We start from the raw sequence: 18,846 nt of genomic DNA, 5'->3' as shown, positions 1-18,846 counted from the left end.
ATAATCACATATCAGTACTATAGAGAAACTTTTGTCCCATAGCACCTGAAGTTGCATCGAAAAGACAAATTTATATGTGTATGGTACGCATCATTCCATAATGCATTAAAAGAGGGAAGTTACACTCGCTTGCAATTGATACTGTTTCACTATTTCCACCTTCATGCATGAGCGTTACTCTGTACACATGTTTGTTACAACGATACCAAAGGGGAATACCATGCAACGCATCTCGACCCGTCTGACCGCCCGTGCTGCCCTGCTCGCGGCCTTCGCCGCCGCGCCGTTCGCGGCCCAGGCCGCGCCCGACCACCACGCGCACGCCCAGGCGGAATGCCGCAACTGCGGCACGGTCGTCTCGAACCACACGTACAAGCGCGAACCCGAGCGCGCCAGCGGCGTGGGCGGCGTGGGTGGTGCCGTCGTCGGCGGCCTGCTGGGCAACCAGGTCGGCAGTGGCCGCGGCCGTACTCTTGCCACGGTGGCGGGCGCGGTGGGCGGCGCCTATGCCGGCAACCGCATCGAGCGCAACGTGAAGGCCGAAACCTATACGGACGTGCGCGTGAAGATGGCGGTCGGCGGCTACCGCACCTTCACGGAGAAGGGTGCACCGCGTTACCATAACGGGGAACGCGTGCGCGTGCTGAATGGACGCCTGGTGCGCTGAGTCGTTCAGGTCGCAGGTGAATCCGCCGGGCGCACGTTCGCGATCACGAATCCGCTGGCCGGCAAGGTTGGCATGCGGCGCAGGCCGACCGTCAGGTCCTGCGGCGGCACGTCGTAGGCGATCTCGCCCGCGAACAGCTGCAGCGCCGATTTCACCAGGTCGCCCGTGACGCATTCGCCCGGGCAGCGGTGGCCGGAATAATGGTCGCCGCCGCCGTGCGGCACGAAGTCGAAGCCGCTGCTTTGCCGGCGCTCGAAACGCTCCGGCCGGAACATTTCCGGGTCGCCCCACAACGCCGGGTGGTGGTTCGTGCCGTACAGGTCGAACAGCACCCACGTCCCCTTTTTTACATGCAGCCCGTGCCAGTCGAAGCCGTGCAGGGCGCGTCCGCCCATCGCCGGGATGAACGGGTAAAAGCGGCGCACTTCCTGCACGAACCAGCCGAGGTAGTCGTCGTCGCCGGCGCCGATGCGCGCGCGGCAGTGCGGGTAGTCGTGCAGCGCCAGCAGCGCGAACGCGATGTAGCGCGCCACGGCCACCGTCGGGCGCAGCAGGTTGATGAGTTCCACGCCCGCGTGCTTGCGGCTCATGAGTTCCCCGTCGGCGTCGCGGTGGCGCGCGATCACGTTCAGCGGGCTGTCGAACGGCGGCTGCACCTGGCCGGCGCGCACCGCGTCGACCAGGGCGCGGGCCCATTGTTCGGTGCGGGTGCGCACGAGCAGCGCGCGCCAGTTGCGCGGGCCGGCCGATCCGGCGCCGGCGATCATCTGCGCGAATTCTTTCGTGCGCCGCGCCGCTTCCTCGGTACTGACGGGAATGCCCGCCCAGCGGCACACGGCGCGGCACAGCACGTCCTGCGCGGCGTCGTGCACGACCACGCGCGGCAACGAAGGCCAGCGCGCGAACTGCGTGCGCCACTCCGCCGCGGCCAGCCCCACGAGGCGTTGCCGCTCCAGCGGTCCGAACAGCGACATCAGCATCGCCTTGCGCTTGCGGTGCGCCTCGCCGTCCAGCGTCATCACGCTGCCGAAATCCTGCAGCAGGGCCAGCGTCGGCGCCGGCAGCGCGTGGCGGCGCGTGAAGCGGCCGGGCTGGTAAAACATGCGCGCCGCGTCCTCGCCGCGCACGCACAGCGCGCGGCGCAGCATCAGGCGAGCCGTGAACATGTCGCCGCCCAGGGCCGCGTGGCGCCGCGGCATGAACTCATAGCCTTCGGCGAGGAAGGCGAGGGACAGATCGAGGCCGGGCGCGCGCGGCGCGGCGGCGACGGCGTCGGTGTGGCGAGGATGGTCGGCCATGGTCAGTGCGGCACCGGCAGGAAGGCCGGGTCGGGCGTGTCCTGGCGGGCGCGCGGCAGGTAGATCGTGACGGTCGTTCCTTCGCCGGGCCGGCTCGCCAGCCGGATATGGCCGCCGCTCTGCTTGACGAAGCCGTGCGCCATCGACAAGCCAAGGCCGGTGCCCTTGCCCTCCGGCTTGGTCGTGAAGAACGGCTCGAAGGCGCGCTCCATCACCTCGGGCGGCATGCCGGCGCCCGCGTCGCTGACCGCGATGGTGACGAATTCGCCGGGACGGATGCCGGGATACGCCAGCTGGTCGGCCGCGGTGATCGTCATGTTGGCCAGCGCGATGGTAACGCCGCCGCCGCCATCCATGGCGTCGCGCGCATTGATCACGAGGTTCAGCAGCACGTTCTCCAGCTGGTTCGGATCGACGAGGACGTTCCACAGGTCGGGCGGAATCGCCATGTGGATCGCGACGCCGTCGCCGGCCGCGCGGTGCAGCAGGGCGTCCATGCGTTCGATGAGCTGGGCCAGGTTGACGACGCTCGGGTGCAGCGGCTGGCGGCGCGCGAAGGCGAGCAACTGGGCGGCCAGCTTCTTGCCGCGCTCCACGGCGTCGAGGATGTTCAGCAGGCGCTTGCGGCCATTGTCTTCGCTGCGCAGCATCAGCTGGACGTTGGCGCTGATGATGTGCAGGATGTTGTTGAAGTCGTGCGCCACGCCGCCCGTCAGCTTGCCGACCGCCTCCAGCTTCTGCGAGCGCAGCAGCAAGGCGCGCGCTTCCTCCAGGCGCTCCTGGCGCTGTTGTTCGCGTTCGGCCGCTTCCTTGCGCGGGCGGATGTCGCGCACGAACGCCGTCACGCCGTAGCCCTGCCTGGTCGCCAGCGGCGTGATCGCGATCTCCACCGGGATCTCCTGGCCCGCGCGCGTCAGCGCCGCCGCTTCCGTGGGGCCCGTCAAGCGCGTGCAGGCGCCGTTGCGGGCGAAATGGTCCAGGCAGGCGCGCCATTCGTCGCGTTGCGGCGCCGGTATCAAGAGTTCGAGCACGTTGCGCCCGACGGCTTCCCCTTCGCGCCAGCCGAACAACTGGCTGGCCTGCAGGTTCCAGTCCGTGATGCGGCCGTCGGGGGCGATGGCGATGAAGGCGTCGTAGGCGGTCTGCAGGATCAGGCGCACGCGTTCGCGCTCGGCGTCGATGCGGTCGCGCGAGGCGCGCAGTTCGACCGTCATCCCCTGCGCCAACTGCAGCGCGCGGCGCCGCTCGGAGGCCAGCAGCCACACGACCAGCGCCAGCAGCAGGCCGAGGCCGATGCCCGTCAGCGCGATCGCGAGCGTCGCGCGGCGGTCGAGCGACGCCTCGAAACCGGGGCCCGAATGCACGACGACGGTCCATGGCCGGCCGGCGCTGTCGACCGTCGTCTGGTAGCTCAGCATGGGGCGGTGGCCGCGGGGCGAAGCGCCGGGGGAGCGATAGAGCAGGGCGGCGGCGGTGGGCGCCATGCCGTCGTAGATCTCGATCTGGAGGTCGCCCGCGTGCTCGCCGCCGAGACCCTTCATCAGGTCGTTCATGCGGAATGGCGCGTACACCCAGCCGACGATGGCGGCGCGGCGGGCCGCGACCGTATCGGGCACGGGGCCAGGCCGCGCGGTGTCACGCCGATAGACGGGCACGTACATCAGGACGCCAAACTGTTCATCCCGTCCGCCCTCCTGCACCAGCACGACCTTGCCGGTGGCGGCGGCCCGTCCCGTGTCGCGCGCCGCCTCCATCGCCGCGCGCCGCACCGGTTCGCTGAACATGTCGTAGCCGAAGGCGCGCAGGTTGCGACCCGAAAAGGGTTCGATGCGGGTGATCGACGTGACGACGGGGCGCGGCCCGGGCGGCTTGATCGCGTAGTCGCGGAATCCCTCCGCGCGCATGGCCGCGACGTGGGCGTCCATGCGCCCGGGCGGGATGATGGCGGCGATGCCCAGCGCCTCGATGCCGGGGAAGCGGTCGTTCAGGTGCAGCAGGGTGTAGTAGTCGGCGAATTCGGCGCGTCCGACGTCGACCGAGCCGCGCAGGAAGCCGCCGGTGGCCAGCAGCACTTCCTCGTAGATGTCCATGCGCCGGTCGATGTTGGCGGCGAGATCGCGCGCCCGGAAATTGAAATCGCCGGCCAGTTCGCCAGCGGCCGTCCGCTGCGCGTTGCCGGCCACCATATAGGTCACGATCAGCGCGGCGAGGAATGCGAGCGCGGCCAGGAGAAAGGGGAGATGGGCTGGGCTGCGCGGCGAGGTGCGGTTGGGGGGCGCTGGGGCTGGATGCGGCATGACTGCTTTACGCGTACTCGACAAGGCGGTAGTGATATGGATCCGTTGCCGGCAAGGCAAGCGCGCCGTCCTGTACAGGATACGCATGGTTGGACGGGACGGGCGCACAACAGGGCGGCGCCGGCCGTGCTGCGGCTACAATGAGCGTTTTACGCCATGCCCATGCATTCCCATCTTTCCACCGACGCGAGCCTCTTGCAGCGCGTGCGCTGGGGCGCCGCGCTGGCCCTGGCCGCGCTCCTGCTGTGGGCCGCCCTCGCGCCGCTGCGCTATCCGACGCGCGAGCGCACCTTCGCCTTCCCGCCCGGCGCGGGCGTCGTGCCTGCCGAGGTGCGCCTGACACTGGGCGTGCGCGACGTCCTGCTGCTGCATAACCGCGACGCCGTCCCGCACGTGTTCGGCCAGGTGCGCGTACTGCCGGGCCACGTGCTGCGCCTGCCGTTCGAGCAGGCCGGCGATTATGCGTACGCCTGCGACGTGGCGCCCGGCCACGTCGTCACGGTGCGGGTGGGGAATCATCCGGACCCCGGCTGGGGGCGGCTGGGCTGGCGCCTGCGCGTCCTGGCCGAGGCCGTGCGCACGTTGCCGATCGAAGGACCGGCGGGCTGAGACGGGAGCAATCGTGCTCCGTCCCGCGCGGCGAATCTGTCATCATGCGCGCATGGCCACGATCACGTTACCCCTGTTCCCGCTGAGCACGGTCCTGTTCCCGGACGGCGTGCTGCCGTTGCAGATTTTCGAGGTGCGCTATCTCGACATGATCAGCCATTGCCTGACCGAGGACGAACCGTTCGGCGTCGTGCTCCTGACCCACGGCCAGGAAGTGCGCACCCCGCAGGGCCAGGAAAAATTCGCGACCGCGGGCACGCTGGCGTCCGTGCAGGACACGACGGCGTCCACGCCCGGCCTGCTGCAGGTCGTGTGCCGCGGCGGTGCGCGTTTCAACGTGCTGGACAGCGAGCGCCGCACCAACGGCCTGTGGATGGCCGAGGCCGAACTGCTGGAAGACGATCACGTCGTGCGCATCCCGTCCGACCTCAAGGGCGCGGCCGACGCGCTCGACCGGGTGCTGGCGTCCTTGCACGACGTGCCGCAAAGCCGCTGGCCGGTGCAGCCGCCGTTCCGCCTGGACGACTGCGGCTGGGTCGCCAACCGCTGGTGCGAGCTGCTGCCGCTGCCCAATCATCAGAAGCAGAGCATGCTGATGCTGGACAATCCGATGATCCGGCTGGAGCTGCTGCACGATGTGCTCGACGAGCATGGGCTCATCACGTCCTGAATCGCGTCCTGTCGGTGTTACGTATGTCTGATTTGCGTAGGGCGGGCACCCCGTGCCCGCCAGATGTACGCGTCACGGCAGCGCAATGGTGGGCTCGGGGAGCCCACCCTACGTTACGCTGCGACGCTGACGCTGCTGGCCGTGCCGCTATCGCTGCTGTTATCGGCATATGCCTTCAACAGTTGTAATGCATGCGCGAATTCGCGCATCGGGTCGTGTTCGTGATGGGTTTTCGGCGTGCCGTCGCCGCTGCTGCTGCTGCTGCTGCTGCTGCTGCTGCTGCCGGATTCGCTCGCCTGCTTCGTTTCGTACGCCGCCAGTTCGGCCGCGCTGACGGTGCCGTCGCCATTGGTGTCGGCCGCGTCGGTCGTGCCGCTCGTGCTGCTGGTGCCGCTGGTGCCGCCGGTCGCGCCGGCGCTGTCCGTGCCGCCGTCCGGGCCACCGGAACCGCCCGGCGGCGGGCCGGGCGGCGGACCATCCGGCCGCATGCCGGCGCCCCGGTTCACGCGCGCCGCGTCGAACTGGGCGCTCAGCTGGTCGGACAGCTTGGTCATCGCGTCCGTCAGTTCGCTTTTCGTGACCTTGCCGTCGCCGTCGCCGTCGAGGGCGCTGAAGGCGTCGTCGATGTCGGTCGATTGGGTGGAATCCGAGTCGCCCGCCGCCGACAGTGCGCTCTGCAGGTCGCTCTTTTCGATATACCCCTGGTTCTTCGTGTCGAGCTTGGAAAAGACGGAATCGGCCCAGTTCGACACACTGCCCGTATTGCTGCTGATGCTTGCGACCATGTTGAAATCCTTTGCCAGGCGAAATTGTTGACTGCATGAATTATCGGCCCGGCGCGGCCCGGCGCGCAGGCCCGGTGGTGTAAAGGCGGGTAAAGGAATGTAAAGAGCTCAGGATTAAATTATTGCAATCTACCGCCAAAAACGCGGATTTCATATACAGGGGGTACGATTTGAGGTAACCTTGTGCGCGATTTAGACTCTCTACGTCCGTGCGGCGCCGTGTGCGCTGACCAGGCAGCCAATTCGCCGCTCCCGGCCAAGCCGCGCGAGGCGCGTCCCGTCACCCCGGTTTTCCCGCGTTGGCCCTGCCAGGGCAGCAGCCCGGCCGTAGAACGCAACGATTCATTGCCCGAAAGAAAACATGTCTGAAACACCGACCACTATTGAAGCTGGCGGCGCACCGACCGTGCGCTTCTCCGATTTCGGCCTCGCGCCTGAGATCCAGCGCGCACTGTCGGATCAGGGCTATGTCCATCCGACCCCGATCCAGGCCCAGGCGATCCCCATCGTCCTGCAGGGCCGCGACGTCATGGGCGCGGCGCAGACCGGCACCGGCAAGACGGCCAGCTTCTCGCTGCCGATCATCCAGCTGCTGCTCCCGCACGCCAACACGAGCATGTCGCCCGCGCGCCATGCCGTGCGCGCGCTGGTGCTGACGCCGACGCGCGAACTGGCGATCCAGGTCGCCGAGAACGTCAAGGCCTACGCCCAGCACACGCCGCTGCGCTCCACCGTCGTCTTCGGCGGCATGGACATGAAGCCGCAGACCGAGATCCTGCGCCGCGGCGTCGAGATCGTCATCGCCACGCCGGGCCGCCTGCTCGACCACGTCGAGCAGAAGAACATCAGCCTGGCCCAGGTGCAGATGCTCGTGATGGACGAGGCCGACCGCATGCTCGACATGGGCTTCCTGCCCGACCTGCAGCGCATCATCAACCTGCTGCCGAAGAAGCGCCAGAACCTGATGTTCTCGGCGACGTTCTCGCCCGAGATCAAGAGGCTGGCCGCCAGTTTCCTGAACGAGCCGCTCCTGATCGAAGTCGCGCGCAGCAATGCCACCAATACCGCCATCACGCAGGTGCTGTACAAGGTCGACGAAGAGCAGAAGCGCAACGTCGTCGAGCACCTGATCCGGGCGCGCGACCTGAAGCAGGTGCTGGTGTTCTCGAATACCAAGATCGGCGCCTCGCGCCTGGCGCGCTACCTCGAGCAGGCCGGCATCAAGGCGTCCGCCATCCACGGCGACAAGACCCAGCAGGAACGCATCGCCGCGCTGGACGCCTTCAAGAACGGCGAGATCGACGTGCTCGTCGCGACCGACGTCGCGGCGCGCGGGCTCGACATCACCGACCTGCCGTGCGTGATCAACTACGACCTGCCGTACAACGCCGAGGATTATGTGCACCGCATCGGCCGCACCGGCCGCGCCGGCGCCACCGGCGATGCGCTGTCCGTGTTTTCGGACAAGGACGAGCGCCTGCTGGTCGACATCGAGAAGCTGATCAAGCAGACCATCACGCGCGGCGAGCTGACCGGCTTCACGCCGTCGCGCGGCGGCGAGCGCGGTCCCGATCGCACTGCCGACCGCCGCAGCGGACGCCGCGAGACGGACGCTCCGCGCGGCGAACGTCCGGAGCGCACGGAACGCGGCCCGCGCAGCATGGGCGCGCCGCGTCGCGACAAGGTCGATCCGTGGTTCCTCAAGCCCTACGAGCCGGCCGCGGCCCCGCGCAAGGACGCGGCCGCGGCACCGGCCGCATCGAGCAAGCCGAAGCCCAAGCTGGCCGCGCTGCTGGGCGGCTTGCCGAAGCAGTAGGGCGGGCGGTCTTCCGCCTGCGCGCGACGCCAGCATGCCGCAAACATCCGCGTGGGCACGGTGTGCCCACCCGACTATTTAGACTGCCCGCCCCAGCGCCGCTTTCACCTGCGCCAGCAAATCGCCATGCTTGTACGGCTTGGCGAGGACGTTCAGCCGCCGGCCCTTGCCACACTCCGGCAATTCATCCATATACCCCGTCGTGACGAGCACCGGCAGCCGCGGGCGCAGCTTGCGTGCCTCGTCGACGAGCTGCAGGCCGTTCATCCCGCCCGGCATGATCACGTCCGTGAACAGCAGGTCGACCCGCGCGCCCTGGCGCAGCAGGGTCAGCGCCTGCTCGCCGCTGGCGGCCGCCAGCACCGTGTAGCCGGCCATGCCCAGCACGCTCTCGGCCAGTTCGCGCACGTCGTCGTTGTCTTCGACGACGAGCACGCCGGGCCTGCTGTCCGCCGCGTCGTCCCTGGCCGGCGGGGCGGCGGCGTGATCCTGGCCGTTGCCGCCGGCGGCGTCCTGGGCATTGTCGGCCACGGGGAAGATCATGCGCACCGTGGTGCCCGCGCCCGGCCGGCTGTCGATTTCCAGGCGGCCTTGTGACTGCTGCACGAAGCCGTGCACCATCGCCAGGCCGAGGCCCGTGCCCGGTCCCTTGGTCGTGAAGAAGGGCTCGGTCGCACGGCGCAGGACCTCGGGCGGCATGCCGATGCCGTGGTCGATCACGCACAGGATGATGTACGTGCCGGGGTCCAGCCCATGCGCCTTGACGCGGTCCGCGCCGCGCACGATCGCCGTCGCGACGGTCACCTCGCCGCCGTCCGGGAGGGCGTCGCGCGCGTTGATCAGCACGTTCAGCAGGGCCATTTCGAGGTGCGTCGGGTCGAGGTGGCACAGCGGCAGGCCGGGACGCAGGTCGAGGCGCAGGTCGACCCTGTCGCCCAGCGTACGCACGAGCATGTCGGAGAATTCCACGACGAGGTGGTTGAGGTCGACGGGGACCGGTTCCAGGCGCTGCTTGCGCGCGAACGTCAGCAACTGCTGGGTGAGCCGCGCGGCACGCATGGACGCGCGCTGCGCCCGTTCCAGCGCATTGCGCGCCATGTCCGGCTTCTCCAGGCTGATCAGCGCGATTTCCAGGTTGCCGTTGATGACTTGCAGCAGATTGTTGAAGTCGTGCGCCATGCCGGCCGTCAGCTGGCCGATCGCCTCCATCTTCTGCGCCTGCAGATGGGATTCCTGGCTCTGGCGGCGCTCCGAGATGTCCATCTGCGACGCGAAGAAGTACAGCAGCTGGCCGTCCTGGTCGAAGATGGGGCCGATGAACAAGGCGTTCCAGAACGCGCTGCCGTCGGCCTTGTAATTCAGGATGTCGACGGCGACGGCGCGCTGTTCGGCGACGGCCTTGCGCACCTCGTCCACCGTGCGGCGGTCCGTCTGCGGGCCCTGCAGGAAGCGGCAGTTGCGACCGACGACGTCTTCGTGTTTGTAGTGCGTGAGGTCGAGGAAGGCGCCGTTGCAGAACACGATCGGGTTGTCCGGCCGGCGCGGGTCGGTGATGGTCATCGGCATGCGCGTCATTGCGACGGCGGCGAAGAAGATGTTGCCGCGGTCGTCCAGGCCGTCGCGCTTGATGTAGCTGGCCTGCCAGTGGTTGACGCCGGGCGTGCCCATCGGCTCGTAGGCATTGCCCTCGACCTCGCCGGCCGCGGGCACGCCGAAGCTCTGGCCGCCGCCTTGTTCGTCCACCGCCTTCTGGAGGTTTCCCTGTTTGTCCGGTTCCATCACCATCGTGCGATCCTTTCGCTTCAGCCGCCGAGGCCCGATGGTGCAAATTGTAGGGCGCACGCCTGCGCCGCACTGTTCGCGACCGCACTGACGCGGTTCGCCTGCGTCAGCGCGCCGGTGCGCAGACGGGATCGCCGTCCAGGTAGCGCCAGCCCCACGCGCAGCGGCAGGGTGGCCAATGCGGGACAGCCGAAGAAGTGCATACGGCGCCAGCCCGCGGGGTGCCGGCTCGGCGCCAGGTCGTCAACGGACCCCGTCGCGCGTCACGCGTCCGTGCCGGGCAGGGTGCGATACCACTTGCCGCCGATGACCGTGTCGACCACCTGGCGCGCGCTGCGGTCCCACGTCAGCCACGGCATGCCGGTGGAGGCGGGCGCCTTGCCGTCACGGTTCAGGGCGAGCCAGTCCTCGATCGCGCGCGCCAGGTCGGCGGGGGCCAGGCCGTCGAAGTAATACGCGTGTTCGCCCGCGACTTCGCGGAACACGGGCAGGCTGCGCGCGACGATCGGGATGCCGTGCTGCGCCGCCTCGATCAGCGGCAGGCCGAAGCCTTCGCCTTCGGACGCGGCCAGCAGCGCCGCCGAGCCGGCGTAGAGTTTCAGCAGCATCTCGTCCGAGATCCCGGCCAGCCAGAACATGCGCTTGCCCTTTTCCGGATGGTCGGCCATGCGCGCGGCCAGCTGCTCGACCATCCAGCCTTCCTTGCCGACGATGACGAGGTTGACGTCCACGCCCCGTTCCCACAATTGCTCGAACGCGGCCAGCGCCTGGGCCTGGCCCTTGCGCGGTTCGACCGTGCCGACCATCAGGAACGTGGGGCGCGCGGCGAGGGCGTCCAGGACGACGTGGGCGTCGGGCGGCATGCCGGTGCTCGGCGCGCTGGCGTCGATGTCGGCGCCCAGGTGGAACCAGCCCAGTTGCAGCGGCAGGCGCCGGCGCAGGCCCTGGCCGTCGTACCACGCCGCGAGTTCGTCCGCGACGGCGCGCGAGATGCAGATCACGCCGTCGGATACGGCGTGCACGGTGCGCAGGAAGTCGCCGAAATACTGTTCGGTCCCGAACGGGAACACGTCCGGGCGCAGCATCGGCAGCAGGTCGTACACGACGAAGTGGATATATACCCCGCGGTCGGCCATCGCGCGCAGCAGCGCCTCGTTCTGCGACGTGCCGTTCGTGAACAGGTCGAGGCCGAGGAACACGTCGCCGGGACGCAGGTCGACGGGCGCATCTTCCAGCGCCAGGCCGGCGCTGCCGGTCAGGCGCAGCGCGAACTGGCGCGCGTAGCGGTAGGCGTTGCCGCCGCCGTGGGAGAACACGGGTTCGATGCGAAAGCCCGGCGGCGGATCGTTCAGCATCGCCAGCAGGACGCTGCGCACGACGCGCTGGATGCCGGTCTTGAGGTCCGACTGCACGAGGGCCGAGACGTCGACCAGCAACTGGCGCGGCGCGACGGGCGCGCGGTTGAACGCGATGGCGGCGGCCAGCGGCGCCAGTTCGCTGTCCGGGCATACCGGCGCCGCGGTACGCACGACCTGGCGGTAATGCGCGTGGCTGCTCGTGCGCGTAAAGTGTTCGATCGCGTCGAAGACCATCCGGCCCACGCGCGCCGGCGCGTGCTCGGCGTCCATGTGGGCGCGGGCGCGCTGCCCCAGTTGCGCACGCGCGTCGGCATCGCCGTGCAGGCGGGTCAGCGCCCCGGCCAGTTCGGGCACCGTGAAGTCGTCGCGCAGCTTGACGAGCAGGGCGTCGTCGATCGAGGCCGTCGAGCCGTGTGCGTTGACGATGGTCGGCAGCGCGTACAGCAGGCAGTCGAGCACGGACGCCGACGTCTCGCCGCGCGTCGACGTGCGCAGCTGCACGGCGCAGTCGGCGGCGGCCAGGTAGTCCGCATACGCGGCGGCGTCGACGAAACCCGTGATGCGGATGCGTTCCCTGGCCGCGCCGGCGCCGGCCTTGCGCAGCAGCTCGCCGCCGTACGGGCTCGGATCGTTCTCGCCGACGAACACCAGTTTGCAGCGCGCGTCGAGCGCGAGCGGCGATGCGAGGAAGGCGTCCAGCAGTTCTTCGTTCAGCTTCGTGCGGCCCAGCATGCCGAACGTGCACACGAGGTAGTCGTCGTCGGCCAGGCCGAGGCGCGCGCGCGCGGCGGCGCGGGCGTCCGGACCGATGCTGCCTTCCGGCCGGCCGCGCAGCAGCGGGATCGTGCGCCAGTCCGCCGCCGTTTGTTCGCCGTACCAGTCGCGGGCGAGCGTCTTCGAAAAATCCGAGTGCACGATCACGCCGGCTGCCGCATCCAGCACGCCCTTGTTGACGGGGTACTTCCAGATGGCGGGATTGCGGCCGTTCTTCGCGTGGTCGAGCAGGCCGGAAAAGCCGTGCGATTCGTACAGCGCATGCAGGAACGCCTGCGGCAGGTAGCCTTCGTTTTCCAGGTTGTCCAGCACGCCCGAGAAAAAGAAGTCGTGCAGCACCACGATGCCGGGCACGTCGCGGATCAACTCGAACATGTGCTGGTGCGCGTGCGAATTGCCGAAGTGGTAGAGCACGCGGTCGAACAGGTGCGCGTTCTCGCGCAGCCAAGCGGGGCTGCGTTGCGGGAAGCCCGCCACGCGGGGATCGGTCACGCTGTCCTGGTCGACGACGAGGGCTATGTCGTAGTACTGCGCCAGTGCCGGCAGTAGTTCCGCGCTGTAGTCGGCGATGCCCGATTTCACGGGCGGCAGCGGCGACACATACGCCAGCTTGGGGCGGCCCTCCGGTGCCGGCGGCGGCGCGCTTTCCGCCGCGCCGGCGGCGATGCGGGTCCACAGCGCGCCGGCGCTTTCGGTGCCGGGCGCGGACACGACGTGCGCGAACGGCGCGCCCGGCATGGCGCGGGCGCGGCCGGCGCGGGCGAGTGTCAGCACGACGTCCGGCGCGAGGCCGGCGAAGGCGTGGATGCGCACCGCGGCGGCGTAACGCGGATTCGATGGAAAATCGAACACGCGCAGGCGCTCCTTGAATACCGCGCGCAGCGTTTCCACCGCCACGTGCGAGCGGTTCGACGCGGCCAGCCAGATCTCATGGCCGGCGGCGCCGTCGACCAGTTCCCGGGCCAGCAGCAGGGCCGCCGGCTCGATGCGGTCCTGGCCGTCGTCGAAGTCGATCACGATACGCATGGTTCAAGCGCCTGTGTGCTTGCGGGCGCGCTGCAGGTCGGCCAGCACGTTGCGGACCGAGACCGGCAGGCCCCTGAGTTCTTCGGGGACGTCGATGTTCACGACCGGATGCGGCAGGCTGCCCTTGACGGCCTGCAGTGCGCCGGACACGCGCCGGTTCAGCGCCGGATAGCGCAGCAGGAACGGGATCAGTGTGCGGCGTATGCGCTGGTTCTTGGTCACCCGCGTGAGCACGCGGCGCGCGAGGCCGGGCCGGCGCAGGCGGGCCACGAGGGTGCCTGCCATGCGCAGCGGCCGCGTCACCTTCCACGACGTGCTGCTCAAGGTCGCCGTCAGGCGCTGCTCGAGGTCGCGCGCCCACAGCGTGGCCTGCTGGCCGCTGGCGTGGGCCTGGGCGAGGTCGTGGCGCAGCTGCGCGACTTCGGCCAGCGCCTCCTGCTTTTCCAGCTCCAGGTTTTCGGCGAACTGCATCATGTCGTGCAGTTCGGCGCGCGTCGTGTCGGCCTGCTGCTGCGTCTCCTGCAGGGCCGTCGTCGCCGCCCGGTTCGCGGCCCAGGCCTTGTCCAGGTGGTGCGAGATGTAGTCGTCGAAGACGTTCGGCTGGATGCCGAAGCTGTCCATGAGTTCCGCGTGTTCCTCGGCGACATAATATCGGTTCAGGCCATCGAACCACGCGTAGCGGTAGCGCCGGTCCGTGACCAGGTGTTCCCAGCTGGCGTGGTTGGTTGCGCGGCTGTTCGGCAGGGTCGCCTCGATCACGAGGACCCACGGCCGCCAGCGCGTAAAGTCCATGCCGCGCAGGACTTCGCCTTCGAAGCCTTCGACGTCGATCTTCAGGAAGTGGACGTCGCCATGCACATGTTCCGCGCACACGTCGGCCAGGGTGAGCACGGGCACCGTCAGTTCGGCCACCGCGTGGCCTTCGGCGCGGTGCAGGTCGGCGACGGACCGCTCGGGCGAGGCCCAGCCGCGCACGGCCGGCACGTCGTACAAGGTGAGCGTGCCGGCCTCGCTGCCGGCGGCGACGGCCAGGTTGACGTCGCCGGGGCGCTGCGCGTCGAAGGCGGCGATGTGCGCCGGCAGCGGTTCGATGTTGATGCCGCGCCAGCCGGCGTCGTAGAAGGCCTTGGTGACCGAGTGCTCGACCGGATCGTTGGCGCCCACGTCGATGTAGAAGCCGTCCCGGACGTGGCCGAGCGCGCGCCACAGCAGCACGTCCTCGTTGTTCTGGGCGTAGGAGATGAATCTCATGTGCGTTGGATGTCGACGGCCGGGTCGAGCCAGGCCGAACCTTCGAAATACGGACGGCGCATGTTCACGACCGTGAACACGAGCGCCAGGTCGCGCCATTCATAGTTGTTGACGAGGTGGGTCTCGGTGCTGACGATGGCCGTCGCCACCGAATAGCTGCCCGGCCCGAGGTTCATCGGGAAGGCGAAGCGGTACACGACGGTCTCGAAGGCCGCCACGTCGTCCAGCGGCAGTTCCTTCAGGTGCGTGTTGGTGCCGTACATCGGCTGGCCGAGGCGGTCCTTGATCATGTAGCCGAGGACCATGCGCGGGATCGCGGCGCTCGTCTTCACCGTCACCTGCAGCGTGACGGGCGCGCCGACGTCGACGACTTCCACGCGCTCGCCCGCTTCATCCAGCAGGGCGATGTCGGCGACGGTCGCTTCGCCGGTGCCGGACACGGTCTGCACCTTGCCCGTGTCCGTCGCCTGCAGGCGCACGGTGGCGTTCTCGCGCTCGGCGATCAGGGCGTTGTAGTAGTCCATGATCTCTTCGGGCGCGCCTTCCTTCGCCAGGCGGCCGCCGTCCAGCAGCAGGGCGCGGTCGCACACGGACTGGATCGCCTGCTTGTCGTGCGAGACGAGCAGCAGCGTCGTGCCCTGCTCGCGGTAGCGGCGGATGCGGTCGAAGCTCTTGTGCTGGAAGTAGGCGTCGCCGACGGACAGGGCTTCGTCGACGATGAGGATGTCGGGCCGGCGCGCGGTCGCGACGGAGAACGCGACGCGCATCTGCATGCCGCTCGAGTACACGCGCACGGGCTGGTCCATGTAGTCGCCGATCTCGGCGAAGGCCTCGATGTCCGGCATCAGGCCAGTGATCTCTTCGACCGTCATGCCCAGCAGCTGGCCGGCCATGTAGACGTTCTGGCGGCCCGTGAAATCGGGATGGAACCCCATGCCCAGTTCCAGCAGCGCGGCCACGCGGCCTTCCATGTAGACGCTGCCCGTCGTGGGTTGCGTCGTACCGGTGATCAGTTTCAGGAGCGTGCTCTTGCCGGCGCCGTTGATGCCGATGAGGCCCACGGCTTCGCCCGGCGCGACGGCAAATTCGATCTCGCGCAGCACCCATTTCAGTTTGTGGCGCGGGCGGCCTGGGACGACCCATTCCGCCAGCCGCGACCAGCGCGTCGGGTACTGTTTATAGGCCTTGCCCAGGCCCTTGACGACGATCGCGCCCATCAGAGTTCATCCACCATCTCGCCGGCGCGGCGGCGAAACAGGCGCAGGCCGAACAGGCACAGCACCACGGCGAGCACGAACACGGGGAACAGGGCACGCCAGTCGGGCGCGGCGCCCTGCACGAGCACCGCCTGGTAGGCGCCTATGACGCGCGCCATCGGATTGAAGCCGAGCAGCGCACGCACGTCGGCCGGCAGGATCGTGGCCGGATACACGATCGGCGTGAGCCAGAACCAGAACTGCATGGCGATCGTGACGAACTGGCCGACGTCGCGGAAGAACACGTTCAGCACGCCGGCGATCATGCCGAGGCCGATCGCGAGCAGAACCTGCACCGCGAGCACGGGCAGAATGGAAAAATAGATCCAGCCGGGGAAGGTGCCCGAGGCGAGCAGGAAGACGGTGAACAGGCCGAAGATGATGGCGAAGTTGAGCGTCGCGGAGAGCACGACGATCAGCGGCAGGCAGATGCGGGGAAAGCTGACCTTCTTGATCAGGTTGGCCTGTTCGATGAACATGCCCTGGGCGCGCGCGACGATCTCGGCGAACAGGCCCCACGTGAGGACGCCCGCGCACAGCCAGATGCTGTAGGCGTAGTGCGCGCCGGCGGCCGCGCCGGGCAGCTTGCTGTGCATGACTTCCGCGAAGATCACGGTGTACACGACGATCATCGCGAGCGGCGACAGCAGGGACCACAGGGCGCCCAGCACCGCGTTGCTGTACTTCGACTGGAATTCGCGTTTGACGCTGCCCAGCACGAAGCCGCGGTAGGCCCAGAGGCCGCGCAGCATCAGCGGAGACATCATGGCGCGGTCCCGGCAGGCCGCGCCTTTGCAGAGTACGTGGGGTGGTTCTTCATAAGTGGCAAGGCCCAGTGAGCGCGAGATTATACTCTACGGTACCGCCACACGAATTAGCACAGTTGTAACGAAGTTTGGTCCGGATGTCACCGGTTCCGGGCCGTCCTCACACGCCGTGCGCCAGCTTCTTGAGGCCTTCCGGATCGCGGATGATCAACCGGTGCGCGTCCTTTTGCGCGATGCCCAGCTGGGTGAGCGTGAGCAGGGCACGCGTGACCGTCTCGCGGCTGGTGTTGACCATGTTCGCGATGTCCTGGTGGGTGGGCAGGTTCTCGACGACGATCGGGGCGCCCGGCTCCTGCGTCTGCTTCTGCATCTGCATCAGGTACGTATAGATGCGCTTGGCCGTGTTGTTGATGCTGAGCAGGGCGCGCAATTCGGAGTCGCGCTGGATCTTTTGCGCGAGGTGGGTGAGCATGTGCCGCGCCACCGACGGCGAGTGGGCGAACAGGTGCATGGCCGTGGGCGCCGGCAGGAAGCCGACCAGCACGTCCGTCATCGCGACCACCGAGGCCGAGCGCGTCGAATTATTGATCAGGGCGATTTCGCCGAAGAAGTCGCCCGGCGCGAGCATGCGCAGGCCGATCGCGCGGCCGTCCTCCGTCACGTCGATGACCTGCAGCTGGCCGGACAGCAGGAACATCAGGCCGTCGCCATGGCCGCCTTTCTGCAGCACGATGTCGCGCTTGTTGTACTGGCGGATGCGGATGTCCTGCTTGACGCGGATGATTTCCTCGTCGTTCAGCTCCGCCAGCAGCGGGATCTTGCGCAGGTGGACCTGGATCTGCCTTTCCTCGGCCGGGGGCGCAGCCGCGGGGACGGGATCCATGCGTTGCATTTCCTTCGTCGTGGACGTCATGGGCTTCATCTGGAAAACATGTGGATGCACTCGGCGCACAGTGCGGCCGTCGCGATGCCCGCGGCATTGGCGCCGATGTCGCGCCAGGAAAATCCGCGGTCGGGCACGAGCGCCTGCAGGCATTCGATCAGCCAGCCGCCGAGCAACAGGCCAAGGAGCCACATGGCCGCTTCGGTCCGGTCGTGCGCGATGCGCAGGGCTAACAGGCTCAGGCCGGCAAAGCTCGCGAAATGCAGCAATTTATCGTTGGGCAGCGAGGACGGCAGCCAGCGGTTCGGCACCAGGCAGCCGGCGGCGACTGCGACGCCCGCCACGCCCAGCAACAGCATATCCACAACCATCCGTTCCGCTATCCTCATTCCGACCAGCCATGATTGTATACGGTCGAGGTCGCAACAGGGCGCAATTCTCGCGCCGGTGCGGCATTTTCGCAGCTTAGCAGAGTGAAAAGGTCAGGCGCGTTCGCGTGGACGCGCGGGCACCGCTGGGCTCGCCGCACTGCCGGCGTGCCGGCGCAGCAGGCGCCGCACCGCGCGCAGGGCCGGGGCTTCCACCAGGTGCCAGCTGAGCACGGCCAGCACGCCCGTCACGAGAAGTCCCAGCGCCAGCAGCCGCCAGTGACCGAGCGGCGCGAAGGCGGTGCGCAGCATCAGCAGCACGGGCCAGTGATAGATATAGATGCCGTAAGAGTAATCGTGGCGCTGCAGATGGGCGGCGAAAGGCAGTCGGACGCTCCCGACGGCCAGCGCCAGCGTGCCAGCCACGAGCAGGATGCCGAACCACGTCAGCGGGCTCGGCGTCAAGGCGGCCGAACGTGTCCAATTGAGGCCGGCCAGCGCCAGCGCGCACGCGACGTGGCGCCAGCCGACGCGCAGGTCGCGCGCCAGCGTGTGCAGCAGCATGCCGGTCAGGAACAGCGACCACAATCGCGTCTCCCACACGTAGCCGCCGATCACGTCCGGGAACAGGTTCGCCGCCGCCAGCAGGAACAGCGCGGCACCGCGCATCCACGTGCGCAGCGGCAGCGCGGCGGCGAGGCCGACCAGCGCCACCACCACGTACATCCGGCCTTCCCAGTACAGGGTCCACAGCGGGCCGTTCAGTGGCTCGCCGCCCAGGACGCCGGGCAGCTTGAGTTCTTCCGGCGGGATGATGTAGTGCAGCCAGTGCAGCGTGGTGTTGCCGAAGATGTAGCGCCATGGTGCCGGCGCCAGCATGCCGCGCCAGCCGGTGCTCGAAAACAGGCCGACCGCGAGCGCCGTCGTCAACAGCAGGCACACGAACAGGCCGGGCACGATGCGCGCCGCGCGGCGCAGTGCATAGCGGCCCAGGTGCGGGTCGCGTTCCCAGCTCTGGCTGATGAAGATGCCGCTGATCAGGAAGAACACGCCGACGGCCAGCGCGCCGAGGTCGGTGTGCGGCGCCAGCAGCGGGCTCACGGGGTCGGACGCGCCGGGCCGCGCCGAATTCATCGGAAAGGCGTGAAAGACGACCACGAGCGTGGCGCATACGAGCCGGACGAGGTTGAAGCCGTTGTCGTGCGAGGCCGTGGCCTGTTCGAGGGTGCGTGCCGTCAT

15 protein-coding genes are annotated in these 18,846 nt (G+C 68.5%); 4 read left to right on the top strand and 11 right to left on the bottom strand.

Annotation, left to right across the window (positions count from 1 at the left end; all coding sequences use genetic code 11):
• The first annotated feature begins 220 nt into the window (after positions 1 to 220).
• Positions 221 to 667 carry a glycine zipper 2TM domain-containing protein gene (locus tag U9J41_RS15135; RefSeq protein ID WP_322403022.1) on the top strand — a complete coding sequence of 149 codons (447 nt, stop codon included), beginning with the start codon at positions 221 to 223 and terminating at the stop codon, positions 665 to 667.
• A gap of 5 nt (positions 668 to 672) precedes the next feature.
• Here the strand turns inward: U9J41_RS15135 and U9J41_RS15130 are convergent, their stop codons facing one another.
• Positions 673 to 1,965, bottom strand: a complete 1,293-nt coding sequence (locus U9J41_RS15130) for a cytochrome P450 (protein WP_322403021.1) — start codon at positions 1,963 to 1,965, stop codon at positions 673 to 675.
• 2 nt (positions 1,966 to 1,967) lie between these two features.
• A complete protein-coding gene (locus U9J41_RS15125) occupies positions 1,968 to 4,262 on the bottom strand; it encodes a CHASE domain-containing protein (RefSeq protein WP_322403020.1) in 2,295 nt (764 codons plus the stop codon).
• A 162-nt stretch (positions 4,263 to 4,424) separates the two neighbouring features.
• Here U9J41_RS15125 and U9J41_RS15120 point away from each other — a divergent pair, with 162 nt between their 5' ends.
• Together U9J41_RS15120 and U9J41_RS15115 are read left to right on the top strand one after the other, a co-directional pair.
• Positions 4,425 to 4,871 carry a cupredoxin domain-containing protein gene (locus U9J41_RS15120; RefSeq protein ID WP_322403019.1) on the top strand — a complete coding sequence of 149 codons (447 nt, stop codon included), beginning with the start codon at positions 4,425 to 4,427 and terminating at the stop codon, positions 4,869 to 4,871.
• 52 nt (positions 4,872 to 4,923) lie between these two features.
• Entirely contained in the window at positions 4,924 to 5,541 is a 618-nt protein-coding gene (locus U9J41_RS15115) for an LON peptidase substrate-binding domain-containing protein (RefSeq protein ID WP_322403018.1), read from the top strand.
• A 113-nt stretch (positions 5,542 to 5,654) separates the two neighbouring features.
• Here U9J41_RS15115 and U9J41_RS15110 read toward each other — a convergent pair whose 3' ends face one another.
• Positions 5,655 to 6,326 (bottom strand): EF-hand domain-containing protein, encoded by a 672-nt coding sequence (locus tag U9J41_RS15110; RefSeq protein ID WP_322403017.1) that lies wholly within the window; start codon positions 6,324 to 6,326, stop codon positions 5,655 to 5,657.
• A gap of 361 nt (positions 6,327 to 6,687) precedes the next feature.
• Here U9J41_RS15110 and U9J41_RS15105 point away from each other — a divergent pair, with 361 nt between their 5' ends.
• A complete protein-coding gene (locus tag U9J41_RS15105) occupies positions 6,688 to 8,142 on the top strand; it encodes a DEAD/DEAH box helicase (RefSeq protein ID WP_322403016.1) in 1,455 nt (484 codons plus the stop codon).
• Between the two features lie 78 nt (positions 8,143 to 8,220).
• Here the strand turns inward: U9J41_RS15105 and U9J41_RS15100 are convergent, their stop codons facing one another.
• The 8 genes from U9J41_RS15100 to U9J41_RS15065 all read right to left on the bottom strand — a co-directional run bounded on the left by U9J41_RS15100 (position 8,221) and on the right by U9J41_RS15065 (position 18,846).
• Positions 8,221 to 9,921, bottom strand: a complete 1,701-nt coding sequence (locus U9J41_RS15100) for a histidine kinase famiy protein (RefSeq protein ID WP_322403015.1) — start codon at positions 9,919 to 9,921, stop codon at positions 8,221 to 8,223.
• 266 nt (positions 9,922 to 10,187) lie between these two features.
• Positions 10,188 to 13,082, bottom strand: a complete 2,895-nt coding sequence (locus tag U9J41_RS15095) for a glycosyltransferase (protein WP_322403014.1) — start codon at positions 13,080 to 13,082, stop codon at positions 10,188 to 10,190.
• Between the two features lie 3 nt (positions 13,083 to 13,085).
• Positions 13,086 to 14,333 (bottom strand): FkbM family methyltransferase, encoded by a 1,248-nt coding sequence (locus tag U9J41_RS15090; protein WP_322403013.1) that lies wholly within the window; start codon positions 14,331 to 14,333, stop codon positions 13,086 to 13,088.
• On the bottom strand, positions 14,330 to 15,550 hold the full coding sequence (locus tag U9J41_RS15085) for an ABC transporter ATP-binding protein (RefSeq protein WP_322403012.1): 1,221 nt from the start codon (positions 15,548 to 15,550) through the stop codon (positions 14,330 to 14,332). Before U9J41_RS15085 ends, U9J41_RS15090 begins: the two co-directional genes overlap by 4 nt.
• Positions 15,550 to 16,356, bottom strand: a complete 807-nt coding sequence (locus tag U9J41_RS15080; protein WP_322403011.1) for an ABC transporter permease — start codon at positions 16,354 to 16,356, stop codon at positions 15,550 to 15,552. The genes U9J41_RS15085 and U9J41_RS15080 overlap by 1 nt, the downstream gene beginning before the upstream one ends.
• A 160-nt stretch (positions 16,357 to 16,516) precedes the next feature.
• Positions 16,517 to 17,239 carry a Crp/Fnr family transcriptional regulator gene (locus tag U9J41_RS15075; RefSeq protein ID WP_322403010.1) on the bottom strand — a complete coding sequence of 241 codons (723 nt, stop codon included), beginning with the start codon at positions 17,237 to 17,239 and terminating at the stop codon, positions 16,517 to 16,519.
• Positions 17,240 to 17,274: 35 nt separating this feature from the next.
• Positions 17,275 to 17,610 carry a VanZ family protein gene (locus tag U9J41_RS15070; protein WP_322403009.1) on the bottom strand — a complete coding sequence of 112 codons (336 nt, stop codon included), beginning with the start codon at positions 17,608 to 17,610 and terminating at the stop codon, positions 17,275 to 17,277.
• A gap of 111 nt (positions 17,611 to 17,721) precedes the next feature.
• Entirely contained in the window at positions 17,722 to 18,846 is a 1,125-nt protein-coding gene (locus U9J41_RS15065; RefSeq protein ID WP_322403008.1) for an acyltransferase family protein, read from the bottom strand.

Source organism: Massilia luteola (assembly GCF_034420155.1).
Classification (GTDB): Bacteria; Pseudomonadota; Gammaproteobacteria; order Burkholderiales; family Burkholderiaceae_D; genus Telluria; species Telluria luteola.
This window is presented reverse-complemented; position numbering and strand designations above follow the sequence as displayed.